Annotated in this window: 12 protein-coding genes; 2 read left to right on the plus strand and 10 right to left on the minus strand. The window is 67.0% G+C overall.

What is annotated here, in order from left to right:
• From Q8Q71_RS13570 to aceE, 3 genes are all read right to left on the minus strand, one after another.
• Nucleotides 1–769: TIGR00266 family protein (locus Q8Q71_RS13570; protein ID WP_305760134.1), on the minus strand; the 769-nt coding region annotated here is incomplete at its 3' end.
• 66 nt (nt 770–835) lie between these two features.
• Complete coding sequence (gene aceF / locus Q8Q71_RS13575; protein ID WP_305760135.1) at nt 836–2,527, minus strand: dihydrolipoyllysine-residue acetyltransferase; 1,692 nt, start codon at nt 2,525–2,527, stop codon at nt 836–838.
• Nucleotides 2,528–2,531: 4 nt separating this feature from the next.
• The gene (gene aceE, locus Q8Q71_RS13580; RefSeq protein ID WP_305760136.1) at nt 2,532–5,201 is read right to left on the minus strand and encodes a pyruvate dehydrogenase (acetyl-transferring), homodimeric type; all 2,670 of its coding nucleotides are present in this window, start codon (nt 5,199–5,201) and stop codon (nt 2,532–2,534) included.
• 107 nt (nt 5,202–5,308) lie between these two features.
• On the opposite strand from aceE, the gene Q8Q71_RS13585 reads away from it, so the two are divergent.
• The gene (locus Q8Q71_RS13585; RefSeq protein ID WP_305760137.1) at nt 5,309–6,262 is read left to right on the plus strand and encodes a LysR family transcriptional regulator; all 954 of its coding nucleotides are present in this window, start codon (nt 5,309–5,311) and stop codon (nt 6,260–6,262) included.
• On the opposite strand, the gene Q8Q71_RS13590 is transcribed toward Q8Q71_RS13585, so the two are convergent.
• The 7 genes from Q8Q71_RS13590 to rpmH form a co-directional block, all read right to left on the minus strand.
• Nucleotides 6,177–9,227: a PKD domain-containing protein gene (locus Q8Q71_RS13590; protein ID WP_305760138.1), complete on the minus strand. Its 3,051-nt coding sequence runs from the start codon at nt 9,225–9,227 to the stop codon at nt 6,177–6,179. The two genes, Q8Q71_RS13585 and Q8Q71_RS13590, sit on opposite strands and share 86 nt — an antisense overlap.
• Nucleotides 9,228–9,343: 116 nt before the next feature.
• Nucleotides 9,344–9,862, minus strand: coding sequence for an NUDIX hydrolase (locus tag Q8Q71_RS13595; protein ID WP_305760139.1), 519 nt, complete (start codon nt 9,860–9,862; stop codon nt 9,344–9,346).
• Nucleotides 9,863–9,887: 25 nt separating this feature from the next.
• Complete coding sequence (gene mnmE / locus Q8Q71_RS13600) at nt 9,888–11,228, minus strand: tRNA uridine-5-carboxymethylaminomethyl(34) synthesis GTPase MnmE (protein WP_305760140.1); 1,341 nt, start codon at nt 11,226–11,228, stop codon at nt 9,888–9,890.
• 217 nt (nt 11,229–11,445) lie between these two features.
• The gene (gene yidC / locus Q8Q71_RS13605) at nt 11,446–13,137 is read right to left on the minus strand and encodes a membrane protein insertase YidC (protein ID WP_305760141.1); all 1,692 of its coding nucleotides are present in this window, start codon (nt 13,135–13,137) and stop codon (nt 11,446–11,448) included.
• Nucleotides 13,138–13,192: 55 nt separating this feature from the next.
• The gene (yidD, locus tag Q8Q71_RS13610) at nt 13,193–13,402 is read right to left on the minus strand and encodes a membrane protein insertion efficiency factor YidD (protein WP_305760142.1); all 210 of its coding nucleotides are present in this window, start codon (nt 13,400–13,402) and stop codon (nt 13,193–13,195) included.
• Nucleotides 13,387–13,743 (minus strand): ribonuclease P protein component, encoded by a 357-nt coding sequence (gene rnpA / locus Q8Q71_RS13615; protein WP_305760143.1) that lies wholly within the window; start codon nt 13,741–13,743, stop codon nt 13,387–13,389. Before rnpA ends, yidD begins: the two co-directional genes overlap by 16 nt.
• A gap of 18 nt (nt 13,744–13,761) precedes the next feature.
• Nucleotides 13,762–13,899, minus strand: coding sequence for a 50S ribosomal protein L34 (rpmH, locus tag Q8Q71_RS13620; RefSeq protein WP_305760144.1), 138 nt, complete (start codon nt 13,897–13,899; stop codon nt 13,762–13,764).
• A gap of 192 nt (nt 13,900–14,091) precedes the next feature.
• Between rpmH and dnaA the strand changes: the two genes are divergently transcribed.
• Entirely contained in the window at nt 14,092–15,423 is a 1,332-nt protein-coding gene (dnaA, locus tag Q8Q71_RS13625) for a chromosomal replication initiator protein DnaA (RefSeq protein WP_305760145.1), read from the plus strand.
• The last annotated feature ends 170 nt before the right edge of the window (nt 15,424–15,593 follow it).

The following is a 15,593-nucleotide window of genomic DNA, read 5'->3' on the forward strand; positions in this document are numbered from 1 at the left end:
TGACGATGAAGATCAGGTACAGGATGCCCAGCGGCGAGCGCGACTTGGCGCGGAAGGCGTGCGCGAACAGGCCCTTCGCCAGCCGCTGCACCGGCAGCGATTGCAGCCAGACCTGGCCCGGTCCCTTCAGGTGGGCGAAGAACAGACCCTCGCCGCCGAACAGCGCAGTCTTGGCCTTGCCGACGTAGCGGATGTCATAGGTCGCCGAAGTCTGCAGCGCCGCCAGGCAGCCGGTATCGACCTTGAGCGCATCGTTGGGGCCCAGGCTGAATTCGGTGAGGGTGCCGCTGGCGTGCACGAAGGCGAGGCCGCTGCCGCTGAGCTTCTGCATGATGAAGCCCTCGCCACCGAAGAAGCCGACCCGCAGGCGCTTCTTGAAGGCGATGCCGACCCGCACGCCCTGGGTGCCGCCGAGGAAGGCACCCTTCTGGCAGATGATGGCGCCGCCGTTCTCGGCCAGATCAATGGCGATGATCTTGCCGGGCGAGGGCGCGGCGAAAGCGACCCGCTGCGGCTGCAACGTCGGGTTGTGGAACAGCGTCGAGAACATGCTCTCGCCGGTGAAGGCGCGCTTGAAGGCGCCGACGATGCGCGACAAGAAGGGCTCGTTGGCGCCATCACCCAGCACGGTGTCCATGGTCACCGCGTCGTCCATGAACATCATCGAGCCCGGCTCGCCGACGGCGGCCCCGCCCGGCGGCAGGGTGAGCTGCACGTACTGCAGGTCGGAACCTTCGATGCGGTATTCGAACGCGGTGTCGCTGCTCATGGCTTTCCCTTGCGTGTGGAGTTCTGGTTGTGGCGCCGCGGCCCCGCCCGCGGACGCCAGGGCACTTTACAGGGCCAGGCGCCGCAGGTCGCCGATCAGCTTCACCAGGGCCACGGTATAGCGCGCGGCATAGGCACCGTCGATGACACGATGGTCATAGGACAGTGACAGCGGCAGCATCAGCCGCGGCTGGAAGGCCTTGCCGTCCCAGACCGGCTTCATCGTCGCCTTGCTGACGCCGAGGATGGCGACTTCCGGCGCGTTGACGATGGGCGTGAAGCCACCCGTCACGCCGAGACCGCCGAGGCTGGAGATCGAGAAGCAACCGCCGCGCATCTCGTCGGGCTTGAGCTTGCCGTCGCGCGCCTTCTTGGCCAGCTCGGCGCAGTCCTGCGCCAGCTGGACGATGCCCTTGCTCCAGACATCCTTCACCACCGGCACCACCAGGCCGTTCGGGGTGTCGGCGGCAAAGCCGATGTGGCAGTACTGCTTGAGGATGAGCGCATCGCCTTCGGGAGCCAGCGAGCTGTTGAACTCGGGGAATGCCTTCATCGCCACGCCAACCGCCTTCATCAGGAAGGGCAGCAGGGTGAGCTTGACGCCGCTGTCCTCGCTGGCGGTCTTGCGGAAGGCTTCCAGCTCGGTGATGTCGGCCTCGTCGAACTGGGTGACGTGCGGGACGTTGAGCCAGCTGCGCGACAGGTGCGCGGCGCTGAGCTTGCGGATGCGCGCCAGCTCCTTGCGCTCGATGGGGCCGTACTGGCTGAAGTCCTGCGCCGGAATCGGTGGGATGCCGCTGCCTCCGGCGGTTATCGCAGCAGACGCAGTCTGGGGCGCGGACATACGCAACTTCACGTAAGCCTGCACGTCTTCGACGGTGACGCGGCCTTTCTGGCCACTTCCCTTCACCAGCGCGACATCGACGCCGAGTTCGCGCGCGAACTTGCGGGTGGCGGGGCCGGCGTGGCCGGCGTCCGCAGCGGGCACTGCTTGGCTCCCTCCCCCCAACGTGGGGGAGGGTTGGGGTGGGGGGGGACTTTGCTTCGGAGGTTCGCTCTTCACAGCGACAGCCCCCCCACCCTTGCCCTCCCCCGCGAGGGGGGAGGGGACGCTCTGTGCAGGCGGCGCGCTGACAGCCACGGCACCGGCACTCTCCAGTTCGCAGATGAAGTCGCCCGGATTGAGCTTGTCGCCGTTCTTCACCTTCAGCCCACGCACGATGCCGGAAGCGGGTGCCGGCACCTCCATCGTCGACTTGTCCGACTCCAGCACGATCAGCGGCGCGTCCTTCTCGACGTGGGCACCGTCGGCGACCAGCACCTCGATCACCGGCACGTTCTTGAAGTCGCCGATGTCGGGGACGGTCACGGTGAGACGGGAGACGGGAGACGGGAGACGATCCGGGCCGGCAGCGGCAGCGGCCGGTACAGCCGGTGTCGATGTGGGCGATGCAACCGGCGCTGCGGCCTTCGAGGGCGCAGGCGGCGGTGCCATGGGAGCCGGCGCGGCTGCTTCGCCCGCCACTTCCAGCTGACAGATCAGATTCCCCTGCGAGAGCTTGTCGCCAACCTTCACCGCCAGCCCGCGCACGGTGCCGGCCGCTGGCGCCGGTACTTCCATGGTCGCCTTGTCGGATTCGAGCACGAGCAGGACGGCGTCCTTCTCGATGACGTCGCCGTCCTTCACCAGCACCTCGATCACCGGCACATCGCTGCTGCCGCCGATGTCCGGAACCTTCACCTCCAGGAGCTTGCTCATGGCTTCAGGCCTTCCACGGAGCAACACGCTCCGGCTTGATGCCGTAGATCTTGATCGCCTGCGTGACCCGCTCGGCCGGGATCGCGCCCTGCTCGGCGAGCGCCTTCAGCGCCTTGATGGTCACCCAGCGGCGGTCAATCTCGAAGAAGTCGCGCAGCGCCGGGCGGTTGTCGCTGCGCCCGAAACCGTCGGTGCCGAGCACGTGATAGGGCATCGGCACATAGGCGCGGATCTGCTCGGGCCAGGCGCGAATCCAGTCGCTCGACGCGATGGCCGGGCCAGTCATGCCGGTCAGGCATTCGGTGACGTAGGCGACCCTGGGCGTGGCCTGCGGATGCAGCAGGTTCCAGCGCTCGCAGTCCTGGGCATCGCGCGCCAGCTCGGTGAAGCTGGGCACGCTCCAGACATCGCTGCTCACGCCCCAATCGGCCTTCAGAATCTCGGCCGCAGCCAGCACCTCGCGCAACAGCGCGCCGCTGCCGAGCAGTTGCACGTGCGGGCCACTCACCGCGCCCTCGGCCGGCTTCAGCAGGTACATGCCGCGGACGATGCCGCTCTCGCAGCCGGCCGGCATCGCCGGCTGCTGGTAGTTCTCGTTGTAGACGCTGAGGTAGTAGTAGACGTCCCGGTGTTCGGCGTACATCTCCTTCATGCCCTGCTGGATCAGCACGACGAGTTCGTAGGCGAACGCCGGGTCGTAGGTCCGGCAGTTGGGGATGACGCTGGCGAAGGTATGGCTGTGACCGTCCTCGTGCTGCAGGCCTTCGCCGTTGAGCGTGGTGCGGCCGGCGGTGGCGCCCATCAGGAAGCCGCGGGTGCGCATGTCGGCAGCGGCCCAGGCGAGATCCGCCACGCGCTGGAAACCGAACATCGAATAGAAGATGTAGAAGGGCATCAGCGCCACGCCGTGGTTGGCGTAGCTGGTGCCGGCGGCGATCCAGCTCGACATCGAGCCGGCCTCGGTGATGCCCTCTTCCAGGATCTGGCCCTTGATGTCTTCCTTGTAGAAGGACAGCTGCTCGGCGTCTTCCGGGTTGTACTTCTGGCCGACCACGGAATAGATGCCGAGGCTGCGGAACATGCCCTCCATGCCGAAGGTGCGCGCCTCGTCCGGCACGATCGGCACCACGCGCTTGCCGACCTTGGGATCGCGGCAGAGCGTCTGCAGCAGCTGCACGAAGGCCATGGTGGTGCTGATCTCGCGCTCGCCGCTGCCCTGCAGCAGCTTGTCGAAGGCTTGCAGCGCCGGCACTTCCAGCGTTTCTTCGATCACCTTGCGCGCCGGTAGCGGACCGCCCAGGGCCTTGCGGCGTTCCTGCAGGTACTTGACCTCGGGCGAGTCCGGCGGCGGCCGGTAGAACGGGGTGTTGGCGACCTGCTCGTCGGTGAGCGGCAGCTGGAAGCGGTCGCGGAATTTCCTCAAGGCTTCCTCGCCCACCTTCTTCTGCGAGTGGGTGATGTTCTGGCCCTCGCCGGCCTCGCCCATGCCATAGCCCTTGACGGTCTTGGCCAGGATCACGGTCGGTGTGCCGGTGTGAGCACTGGCCGCCGCATAGGCGGCGTAGACCTTGTGCGGATCGTGACCGCCCCGGTTGAGCGCGCCGATCTGCTCGTCGCTCCAGGTCGCCACCATCCGCTCCAGCTCCGGGTACTTCTTGAAGAAGTGCTCGCGGGTGTAGGCGCCGCCCTTGGCCTTGTAGTTCTGGTACTCGCCGTCGACCGTTTCGTTGAAGGCCTGCAGCAGCTTGCCGCTGGTGTCCTGAGCGATCAGCGGGTCCCAGGCGCTGCCCCAGATCAGCTTGATGACATTCCAGCCGGCACCACGGAAGGCGCCTTCCAGCTCCTGGATGATCTTGCCGTTGCCGCGCACCGGGCCGTCGAGGCGCTGCAGGTTGCAGTTGACGACGAAGATGAGGTTATCGAGCTTCTCGCGCGCGGCTATGTCGAGCGCGCCCAGCGACTCCGGCTCGTCCATCTCGCCGTCACCGCAGAAGCACCAGACCTTGCGGCCCTCCATGTTGGCGACGCCCCGGTTGTGCAGGTACTTCATCAGCCGCGCCTGGTAGATCGCCTGGATCGGGCCCAGGCCCATCGACACCGTGGCGAACTGCCAGAAGTCCGGCATCAGCCAGGGGTGCGGATAGCTCGACAGGCCGGGTGCCAGGGCTTCCATGCGGAAGCGGTGAAGCTGCTCCTCGCCTAGGCGGCCCTCGACGAAGGCGCGGGCATAGAGGCCCGGCGTGTTGTGGCCCTGCACATAGATCAGGTCGCCGCCGAGTTCGTGGTCGGCGCCTTTCCAGAAATGGTTGAAGCCAACGTCGTAGAGCGTCGCCGCCGACTGGAAGGTGGCGATGTGGCCGCCGATGCCAGCGTGCTCGCGGTTGCTGTTGACCACCATCGCCAGCGCGTTCCAGCGGATGATCGAGCGGATCTTCCACTCCAGCGCGTGATCGCCGGGCGAGCGCGCCTCCAGGTGCGGCGGGATGGTGTTGATGTAGGCGGTATTGGCCGAGAACGGCAGGAAGGTGCCGTTGCGGCGCGCCTTCTCGTTCAGGGTTTCGAGCAGGAAGTGGGCGCGCTCCGGGCCCTCGCGCTGCAGCACCGAGGCGAGGGCGTCGAGCCATTCCCGGGTCTCCTGCGGATCGGTGTCCGCACTCGGTGTTTGCTCTGCCATGGCCCCGCTCTCCTTACCGGCGAATTCGACTCGGGACTGTAGACCTCGACCCGACGATACGTCCAATATATGAAAGCGCGTCTTGTCATCTGTTATAGGTATGGCTCATGGAGCTACGGCACCTGCGTTACTTCGTCGCGGTCGCCGAGGAGCGGCACTTCACCCGCGCCGCCAAGACCCTGGGCATCGGCCAACCGCCGCTGTCGCAGCAGATCCAGCAGCTGGAGCGCGAGCTGGGCGCGCCGCTGTTCCACCGCCTGCCGCGCGGCGTCGCGCTGACCCCGGCCGGCCAGGCTTTTCTCGACGACGCCCGCCGCATCCTGCGTGAAGCGCAGCAGGCGATCGAGCGCGTGCGCCGTGTCGCAAGTGGTGAGCAGGGCCGCATCCGCGTCGGGCTGATCAACTCCGCACCGTTTCATCCGCTGGTGCCGAGGGTGATCCGCGAGTTTCGCCGGCGCTATCCCGAGGTGGCGCTGAGCCTGGAGGAACGCACTACACCGGCCCTCGCCGCCGCCGTGCGCAACGAAACCGTGGACGTGGCCTTCGTGCGGCCGCTGCTCGATTCCGGCGAAGGCCTGTGCGTGGAGCCGGTGCTTGAAGAGCCGCTGCTGGTGGCGCTGCCGGCCGGCCACGCGCTCGCGCGGCGCAAGCGCCTGCCGCTGCTGGCGCTTTCGCTGGAGCCCTTCGTGCTGTTCTCGCGTCCGGTCGGTGCCGGTCTGCACGACGAGATCATCCAGGCCTGTCACGCCGCCGGCTTCAGCCCGAGGGTGGTGCAGGAGGCATCGCAGGTGACTTCCATCGTCAACCTCGTCGCCTCCGGACTGGGCGTGTCAATCGTCCCGGCCTCGATGCAGCAGATGCAGATCGAGGGCGTGACCTACCGGCCCATCCAGGGCATCAGCGCCAGGGCGCGGCTGAGCCTGATCTACCGCGAAGCCGATCGCGCGCTGCCGCAGATTCTCAACCTGCGGCAGCTCACACGGCGTCTCCGCGAGCCGCCTTCAGGCGCCGCCGACGGATTCGTGGCATCGCCAGCAGCAGCAGGGCGAACAGACCGCTGAGGCCGAAGGCGCCGCCAAAGCGGCCCTCGCCGTCGCCGCCGCCCGAACTTCCGCCCGAGCTGCTACCGGAGCTGCCTGCGACCTCGACGATCCCGGCCGCGACGTTCGGGCTGACCAGTCCGCGCGAGTCGCGCACCTGCAGGCTGGCGCGGTAGTTGCCGTCGCGGGTGTAGCTGTGCGCCAGCCTCGGGCTGGACTGCACCACCTGCGGGGTACCGTCGCCCGGATCGAACACGTACTCGATCAGGCTGTCCTCGGCGTCACTGCTGGCACTGGCGTCGAGCATCGACATCAGCGGCGCGCCGCCCTTGGCCGGAGTCACAGCGAGTCGCGCGGTCGGCGCGGTGTTGGTGCGGCAGAAATCGCCGGCGCGCAGCTCGTAGGGGTCGGATGCCTCGGCGGAGTCGAGCACGTTGGTGCTACGCACGATGTGGGTGCCCTGTGCCAGCGCGCCGACATGGACATTGGCCGAGACAGCGGCGAGCAGGTCGCCGTCCTTGAGATCAAACAGGGCGCGCGGCACCACCAGGGAGATCGTGCCGTCGTCGGTGGCGCTGCTGGCCGGGTCGAGCGTGCCTTCGACCGTGTACTGCTGCACTACCGCCACCGCCACCACGGTCTCGGTGCGGCTGCCGTAGACAAAGCTCATCTGGGCGCCGTCGCTGACCATGCCGACAAAGCGGTCGTTGGGATTGGTCAGCGGCTGGTCCGGAGTGTGGAACAGCACCGTATACATGCCGGTCGGCACCGGCGCCGCCAACGAGGCGACTTTGATTTGCACGATCAGCTTGTCGGCGGCGTCCGGCGGCTCGGCGATGCTGAGCGAGATCAGGTCGGCGCCATCGAGCGTGCCGTCACCGACGGCATCGGTGACCAAGCGCAGGCCGGGAATCGCGCAGCTGGTTTGCGCCTCCGGCACGACAATGGGCAGCTCGACCGTGTTGCTGGCGATACCCTCGCCCTGTGCGTTCACCGCCGTGACCTTGTAGTAGTACTTCTCGACCGTCGGGTCGGCCGTGAGATCGACATAGCCCGGGGTGCCGGCGGTGGTGCCGACAAAGCTCTCCGTGCCGGGCGCGGTGCCGCGGAACACGCGGTACTGGCTGATCGCCGCGCCGCCGTTTTCCGGCGGCTTCCAGGTCAGCTGGGTGCGTTCCGGCGTGCGGCTGCCGGCGAGACAGGCATTGGCGGGCGCGCGCGGTTCGACCGGGTCGAACTCGGCATACAAGGGTTTGCCGCCCACCTGGCGCGCGATCTTCGGGAAGGCCGCGAAGGGGTTGAGCGAGGGATTGCGGTCGCAGGCGCCAATGCAGCCATCGGCGTAGCCGTAGAGCGGATAGCCTTGCGCATCGATGCTGATCTCGTTGAAGTCGAGCAGGTTGCGATTCGGGTTGCCGCCACCCGAGTTCCAGATGCCCCCGAAGCCCTGCACTGGGTCGTTGGGCGTGGCATTGATCGTGGTCCAGGTCTGGCCGCCGTCGTAGGTGGTCGAGAAATACAGGTACCAGACGCCGGGGAAGTCCAGCGACACCGGATTGCCCTCGGTGTTGGTGCCGACGTAGGCGCAGGTGGCGCGGTCGCCGTCGCCGGCAATGGCGTGGGTGAACATCACATGCTTGATGCCCATGTCCTTGCCGACATCGACCACGCGCTCCCAGGTGGCGCCACGGTCCTTGGTGACGGCGACGCGGGCATTGCGGTCGCCGTCGGAATAGCAGAAGTACGCGGTGTTGTCGGTGGCGATGGCAACCGAGGGGTCGCGGATCGCTGGTGCGCTGTCCGGCACCGGGCGCTGGGTCCAGGTGCTGGCCGCATCGGTGGAGACGCTGATCGCAACATTGGGACCGCAGGCCTTGCTCGGCAGGTAGACGGTGCCATCCGGCGCAACTCGCACGTGGCCGTGGATGCCGGCGCACTGGGCCACCGTGTAGACCGGCGTCGGCGCGCCAAATGTCAGGCCGCCGTTGTCGGAGCGCGCGCAGGAGGCGAAGGCGATGTCCTGACCGCAGTAGTAGAAGGCGTTCGGGTAGAGCGGGTTGGGGATCGCATCCAGCGGCGGCGGGTAGGGCCCTGCGGCAATGGTCTGGTGGTCGACCGCGGAGGCGAAGGGTCCGCCCTGGTTGGGAATCCAGGTAGCGCCGTCGTCGTCGGAGTAGGCCATCACGCTGTTGGCGCCGGCCAGCTGGCCGATCCAAGTGCGGCCGGTCTCGTGGCCGCGCACCAGCGAGTCGGTGACGCCGATCGGATCGAGCGTGGTGACCGAGGTCAGCGGGCTGCTGCGGTTCTCCCATTCGCCGTCACAGGCCTGCGGCTGCGCCGGTTCGAGATCCTGCGGGTATTTCAGGAAAAGGGTCTTGAGGCCGGACAGGATGAAGGACTGCTTGCTCAGCGGGTTGTAGCCCACCGAGGGTTCGCCGGTGTTGCCGGACAGACCTTCCGGCGGGGCGTACACCTGGTAGCGCGGGATACCGGCGCCGATGGGATTGGGCAGCAGTCCATCGCCATTGCCCGGCTCCAGACTGACGCGACCGAAGACGACGCTGTTGTTGGCGGCCAGCGGCGTGATGTCCAGCCGCAGGTGACGGCTGCCGCTGCCGGCCGGGAAATAGAGGGTCATCGAGCCAAGGTCGGTGCTGTCGCTGGTCACCACCGCTTCCCCGCTATCGATGTCGGTCAGGGTGAAGGTGAACAGGTCGAGCTTGAAGTCCCAACCCAGGCCGATGCGAACCTGCGCCTGCGGATTCGTCATCGCGTAGTCAGCCGGCAGCTCGACGTTCAGCTCGTAGCTGTCACAGCCATCGGTGAAGGAGCAGAACACCCCGCCCGAGGTCAGGAAGGGTCCGCTCTCGAAACTGGTGGCCGGAGCAGCCGGGCTGATCGTGGCGCTGGCCGGCTCGGCGGCATGGCCGGTGACGGCGCCGAGCAGCAGCAATAGGGCGAGGCAGGAACGGGTGCGAACGGACATGGCGAAACTCCGCAGGAAGGCTTCGGCATCCTTGCCGTGCAGACTCGACCCTGAGTGGACTTACCTTAATTCAAAGCTTGAGGTCTTGTGCACTGTTCCGGGGTCCTGCTGCGGCGTCAGCGCCGCGGCAGCTCCATCGCCGGCGCCTCGAAGCCCTTGGTGCGCAACCAGTCGCGCAACGCATAGCCGGTGCCGGCGGGCCAGTACCGGACGTCACCGAAGGCGACGTGCTTCCAGTCCGCCAGCTCCTCATTGAGTCGGACGGTGCCGGTGGCCGGGACGTGGTAGGCGACGATCAGCTGGTTGTTGCGGACGAACTCGTAGACGCCAATATAGTTCGCGCCCTGGGGAGTGAGGCCCAGCTCTTCCTCGACCTCGCGCTGCACGCCGACTTCCGGCGACTCGCCCTGCTCCAGAAAGCCGGTGATCAGGGCGTAGAAACTGGCCGGCCAGGCGACGTTGCGGGCAAGGATGATCTTGCCCTCGTGCTCGACCACCGCCGCCACCACCGGCACCGGGTTGTTCCAGTGGATGAAGCCGCAGCTGGTATCGACGCAGACGCGGCGAACGCGACCGCCGTGCTCGGCATCGGTCAGGGGCTTGGAACACTGCGGGCAGTAGGCATACGGTTTCATGCCAAAAGCCTAGCAGTGCCGGACGTCATTTGCCGATGCAGAAGCGCCGGAAAATCTCGCCCAGCAGCTCGTCGCTGCTCTGCGCGCCGGTGATCCGGCCCAGGGCCTGCTGGGCCAGGCGCAGCTCTTCGGCGGCGAGCTCCGCGTGCGCGCCTTCGCGCAGCCGCTGCCGGGCCAGCCCCAGGTGCAGGCTGCCGGCGCGCAGGGCTTCAAGATGCCGGGCCCGGGCCAGGAACAGGCCTTCGCCAACATCGCACAGGCCGGCCTGTGCTTTCAGCGCGGCCACCAGCAACTCCAGCCCGAGGCCGGCCCGGGCCGACAGCCGCAACTCGCGGCCCGGCTCCAGTACCGCAGGTTCATGACCGGCGAGATCGCACTTGTTGCGCAGCAGCAGGCGCGGCATCGGCGGCAGCCGCGCCAGCAGGGCTTCGTCCTCGGCCGTGACCCCTTGGCGGTCGTCGACCAGGAACAGCGCCAACTCGGCCTTTTCCAGCGCGGCCCAGGCGCGGCGGATGCCTTCCTGTTCGAGCGGGTCGGTGGTCTCGCGCAGGCCGGCGGTGTCGATCACGGTGATCGGCAGACCGTCGAGCACCAAGTGCTCGCGCAAAAGGTCGCGGGTGGTGCCGGCCTGCTCGGAGACGATGGCGGCGTCGAAGCCGGCGAGGGCGTTGAGCAGGGTGGATTTGCCGACATTGGGCTGGCCGACGATGGCCACGCTCAGGCCCTCGCGCAGGCGCCGGCCCTGGGCGGCTTGCACCAGGGTGTCCGCGAGCAGTGCTTCGGCAGCGGCGAGGCGCTCCGCCAGTCGGGCGTCGGCCAGCCAGTCGATGTCCTCGTCGGAGAAATCCAGCGCGCCCTCGACAAATACGCGCAGCTCGGTGAGCTGCGCCACCAGGCGGTGGATGCGCTGCGAGAACTCGCCATCGAGCGTGCGCTGGGCGGCATGCACCGCCTGGGTCGAGGCGGCATCGATGAGATCGGCGATGGCCTCGGCCTGGGCGAGATCGAGGCGGCCGTTGAGATAGGCGCGTTCGGAGAACTCGCCCGGCGCGGCGATGCGCGCGCCCCGAGCGACCGCGACCCGCAGCAGCTCGGCCAGCAGCACCGGGCCGCCGTGGCCCTGCAGCTCGACCACGTCCTCGCCGGTGAACGAGGCGGGGCCGGGGAAACAGAGCACCAGGGCCTGATCCAGCACCCGGCCGGCGTCATCACGTAGCGGCCGCAGTCCGGCCTGGCGCGGCGGCGGGAGGCTGCCGGTGATCCGCTCGGCGATGGCGAACGCGGCGGGCCCGGACAGGCGCAGGATGCCAACCGCGCCGCGCCCGGCGGCGGTGGCGATGGCGGCGATGGTGTCGGTGGGATTCATCCGCCTGTCCAGCGCCGCCGATGACTCAGAGCTTGTGAAGAAACCGTAGCGAGCATGCCCAGTCGCAAGGAATAGGAGCACAGAAACCGCAGCGCACTACAGTGCGTGAGGATTGCGAGCACCGCATGGCACTTGGCCCCGCGTCGGGACTGGCAGTGCCAGTCCCGCTTGGGCCAAGTGCGCGAATGGGCAGCGCAGTAGGTTTATTCACAAGCTCTCACTTTTTGGCGGCTTCCTTCGCCACTGTCTCGTGCTCCAGCTTGCGGGTGATGTACCACTGCTGGGCAATGCTGATGACATTGCTGACGAACCAGTACAGCACCAGGCCGGCCGGGAAGAAGGTGAAGAAGGCCGCGAGCGCGATCGGCATGAACTGCATCATGCGCTGCTGCATCGGGTCCATGGTCGCCATCTGGCCGCCGAGCTTCTGCTGCAGCCACATGGAGATGCCGAACAGCACCGGCAGCACGTAGAAAGGGTCAGGCGCGGAGAGATCATTGAGCCAGAGGCCGAGACTGGCCTGGCGCAGTTCCACCGATTCCAGCAGCACCCAGTACAGGGCGATGAACACCGGGAACTGCACCAGCAGCGGCCAGCAGCCGGCCAGGGGGTTGAAGCCCTCCTTGGTGTAGAGCTCCATCATCGCCTTGTTCAGACGTTCGCGATCCCCGGCGTAGCGTTCGCGGATGTCGGTGATGCGCGGCGCGAATTTCTTCATCTTCGCCATCGAGCGGAACTGCGCTTCCGACAGCTTGTACATCAGGCCCTTGACGATCAGGGTCAGCAGGATGATGGCGATGCCCCAGTTGCCGAACAGCGCGTGCAGCTTGGCGAGCAGCCAGAACAAGGGCTTGGCGATGGGGGTGAGGATGCCGTAGTCCTCGGTCAGCTCCAGACCGGGGGCGATGCTGTCGAGATGACCCTGGAGCTTGGGGCCGATATAGAGGCCGGTGCTGAAGCTCTGCTCGCCGGCCGGCGCCACCGCCTGCAGCGGGCCGTGGTACTGGCCCAGATAGCCCTTCACGCTGCTGGGCTTGCCGGCGTAGCTGGCCTTTTCACCCGCAGGCGGAATGACGGCGGCGATGAAGTAGTGCTGCAGCATGGCCAGCCAGCCACCGGTCTGGCTGGTTTCGAGCGGCTCCTTGTTGAGCTTCTTGAAGTCGATCTTGCGGAAACGGTAGCCGCCGCTTTCCTTCTGCTCGTAGAAACCAAGGCCGAGGAAAGTCGATACGAACGGCACCTCCGGCCCGGCGGCGACCGGGCTGCGCTGCATGCGCACATAGGGCGAGGCCTGCACCGGCGCGGCGCTGCCATTGACCAGGGTCTGCACCAGTTCGATCTGGTAGCTGCCGCGCTTGAAGCGATACAGCTTGCGCAGACGCAGGCCGTCGGCGCCGACCGCTTCCAGCGGGACGTCGAGGCTGTCGCTGCCCTCGGCCAGGGTGTAGCTGGTGGCCGGCGAGCTGAACAGGGTGTTGGCGGTCACCAGCGGCTTGTCGCTGCCGGCCAGGCCGCTCTGCACGATGAAGAAGTGCGGGTCTTCCTCGCTGATGAGCGCGAGGTCGATGTCCGGCTGCGCCTTGGACACCGGGTAGCCAATCAGCTCGACCCGGCGCAGGTCGCCGCCGGCGAGAGAGATGTCCAGGCGGAGCTTGTCGGTGACCACGTGCAGTCGGGCACTGGAGCTGACGGCGGGCGCTTGCTCGGCCACTGCGGGCGCCGGCTGCGGATTCGCTGCGGTCGTGGCCGTCGCTGCGGATACGTCGGCCAGCACCGGCTCATCGGTGGTCGAAACCGCAGCCGGGGTCGTGGCGACGAGCGGCTTCGGGTGGTCCTTCTGCCAGGCCTGGTAGGTCAGGAACAGCAGCACGCCGAAAATGGCGATGAGGAAAAAACGGCGGTTTTCCATGCTCGGGACGCGTCCTTACTACTGTTTCGCGGGAGAGGCGGGATCGGGGTACAACTCAGGGGACCGGATCGTAACCGCCGGCGTTCAAGGGGTGGCAGCGGCAGATACGCTTCGCCGCCAGCCAGCTGCCTCGAGCAGCACCATGCCGCTCCAGCGCTTCGATGGCATAGCTGGAGCAGCTGGGAATGAAACGGCAACGCGGCGGCAGCAGCGGACTGATCAGGCGCTGATAACCACGGATGGGTACGATCAGGACTTGGCGCATGTGCTGTCGAGCTTGGCCCAGAGCCGCTCCACCGCCTCGACCTCGGCGTTGGCGGAATCCGTCAGCCGGCTGCGGAGGAACACCACCATGTCCACCGCCTGCAGACCGGTCTGGCGGTGACGGAAGCGCTCGCGGAGGAGCCGCTTGAGCCGGTTGCGCTGCACGGCGCGCTTGGCGAATTTCTTGCCGAGCGCGAAGCCGATGCGCGGATGCTCCAGGGCATTGGGCGCCAACACGGCGCTGAGCGGTCCCTGATGTAGACGGCGCCCCTGCTTGAAGGCGCGGTCAAACTGCGCCGGCGTCAGCAGCCGGACGCGCTGGGGAAAGCGCGCTCGGCTCACCGAACTGCTCCAGTCCGCTTACGGAATGAGGCGCTTGCGGCCCTTGGCACGGCGACGGGCCAGCACCAGGCGACCACCAGCGGTCGCCATGCGGGCGCGGAAGCCGTGGGTACGCTTGCGGCGCACGGTGTGCGGTTGATAAGTGCGCTTCGACATGGGATGTCTCGGGGGTGAGAATGCAAAAAGGCCGCGAAGTGTAAGCAGTCGACCCACAGCGAGCAAGTTTTAGACGATCATGGCGGCCGAACGGCGCACCAGCCTTGGCCTGGGCAGTCCGTTTATTTCATTGAGACAGCAGAACTCGCGGGATAGACTGCGAGGCCCCCCTTTATTTCCAGCGCGCATCCGATGTCGGGCGATACCCTGTGGTCAGATTGCGTGCTCCGGCTGGAAGCCCTGCTTCCGGAAGCGGAGGTGAACGCCTATCTGCGGCCCCTGCATGCGGTGCGTTCGCCCGACCAGCTGACCCTGTTGGCGCCCAACCGGGTGGTGGTGGACCGGGTACGGCGCGACTACCTGCCAGCGATTCGCCGGACGCTGAGCGAGTTGCTGCCCTACGACCTGACCCTCAACGTCACCGTCGGCGCGCCCTCTGCAGTACGCGCAGCAAGCCCCGAGCGGGTCGAGGAGCCGGCGGCCGCTGCGGTCAACGGCTCGTTCGCCAGCGGTCGGTTGGATCCGCGCTACACGCTCGACGCCTTCATCGAGGGCAAGTCGAACTCGCAGGCCCGCGCGGCAGCCGAATACGTAGCCAGCGCCCCGGGCGGGCAGTACAACCCCTTGCTGATCTACGGTGAATCGGGCCTGGGCAAGACCCACCTGATGCACGGCGTCGGCCACAGCATCCTGCGCAGCAATCCCAAGGCGCGGGTGGTGTACGTCGGTGCCGAGCAGTGGCTGAACCAGTTCACCTCCTCGATCCGGCTCGGCCGCGCCGAGGAGTTCAAGAACCATTACCGCACCGCCGATGCGCTGCTGATCGACGACATTCATTTCATCGCCGGCAAGGAGCGCACCCAGGAAGAGTTCTTCCACACCTTCAATGCGCTGATCGACGGCCGCAAGCAGATCGTGCTGACCTGTGACCGCTACCCGAAGGAGTTGGATGGCCTCGACGAGCGCCTGAAGACCCGCTTCGCCTGGGGACTGTCGGTGCCGGTGGATTCGCCGGACCTGGAAACCCGGGTGGCGATCCTGCTCAGCAAGGCCGAGCAGCAGGGCCTGAAGCTGAAGGAAGACGTTGCCTTCCTGATCGCCCGCCGGGTGCGGTCCAATGTGCGTGAACTGGAGGGGGCCCTGAACCGGTTGGCCGCCACGGCGCGCTTGAGTGGCAGCCAGGTAACCCCCGAGTTCGCCACCGAGAGCCTGCGTGACATGTTCGCGGTGTACGACCGCGCAGTCACCCTGGACAACATCAAGAAGGAGGTCGTGGCCTACTTCAACATCCGCCTCAACGACCTGTCTTCCGCCCGACGCACCCGTTCCCTGGCCCGGCCCCGGCAGATCGCCATGGCCCTGGCCAAGGAGCTGACCCAGCACAGTTACACCGAGATCGGAGATGCCTTCGGCAAGGACCACACCACGGTGCTGCATGCGCACCGGAAAGTGGCCGAACTGAGGGAGTCGGACCCCCGGGTTCGGGAGGATTACAGCAACCTGTTGCGTAAGCTAACAAACTGAGCACGACAGGGCAGATGTAAGGCTGACAAGTTGTGGATAAGCTTTGCGTAGGACGGGCCCGTGGTTTTATCCACCGGCAGCGCACAGGCTGATAAGGCTGGAAATGGCCTTGGAGCGGAGGCAGTTTGAGGATATAAGTCGATGAATAAAAAGACTTTCCTAAAGTTGTT

Source organism: Brevundimonas sp. (assembly GCF_030704825.1).
Taxonomy (GTDB): Bacteria; Pseudomonadota; Alphaproteobacteria; order Caulobacterales; family Caulobacteraceae; genus Brevundimonas.

What these genes read in the sequence shown, in the direction of transcription:
- aceF (WP_305760135.1), bottom strand. Translation starts at nt 2,527, where the DNA reads ATGAGCAAGCTCCTGGAGGTGAAGGTTCCGGACATCGGCGGCAGCAGC.
- aceE (WP_305760136.1), bottom strand. Translation starts at nt 5,201, where the DNA reads ATGGCAGAGCAAACACCGAGTGCGGACACCGATCCGCAGGAGACCCGG.
- Q8Q71_RS13585 (WP_305760137.1), top strand. Translation starts at nt 5,309, where the DNA reads ATGGAGCTACGGCACCTGCGTTACTTCGTCGCGGTCGCCGAGGAGCGG.
- Q8Q71_RS13590 (WP_305760138.1), bottom strand. Translation starts at nt 9,227, where the DNA reads ATGTCCGTTCGCACCCGTTCCTGCCTCGCCCTATTGCTGCTGCTCGGC.
- Q8Q71_RS13595 (WP_305760139.1), bottom strand. Translation starts at nt 9,862, where the DNA reads ATGAAACCGTATGCCTACTGCCCGCAGTGTTCCAAGCCCCTGACCGAT.
- mnmE (WP_305760140.1), bottom strand. Translation starts at nt 11,228, where the DNA reads ATGAATCCCACCGACACCATCGCCGCCATCGCCACCGCCGCCGGGCGC.
- yidC (WP_305760141.1), bottom strand. Translation starts at nt 13,137, where the DNA reads ATGGAAAACCGCCGTTTTTTCCTCATCGCCATTTTCGGCGTGCTGCTG.
- yidD (WP_305760142.1), bottom strand. Translation starts at nt 13,402, where the DNA reads ATGCGCCAAGTCCTGATCGTACCCATCCGTGGTTATCAGCGCCTGATC.
- rpmH (WP_305760144.1), bottom strand. Translation starts at nt 13,899, where the DNA reads ATGTCGAAGCGCACTTATCAACCGCACACCGTGCGCCGCAAGCGTACC.
- dnaA (WP_305760145.1), top strand. Translation starts at nt 14,092, where the DNA reads ATGTCGGGCGATACCCTGTGGTCAGATTGCGTGCTCCGGCTGGAAGCC.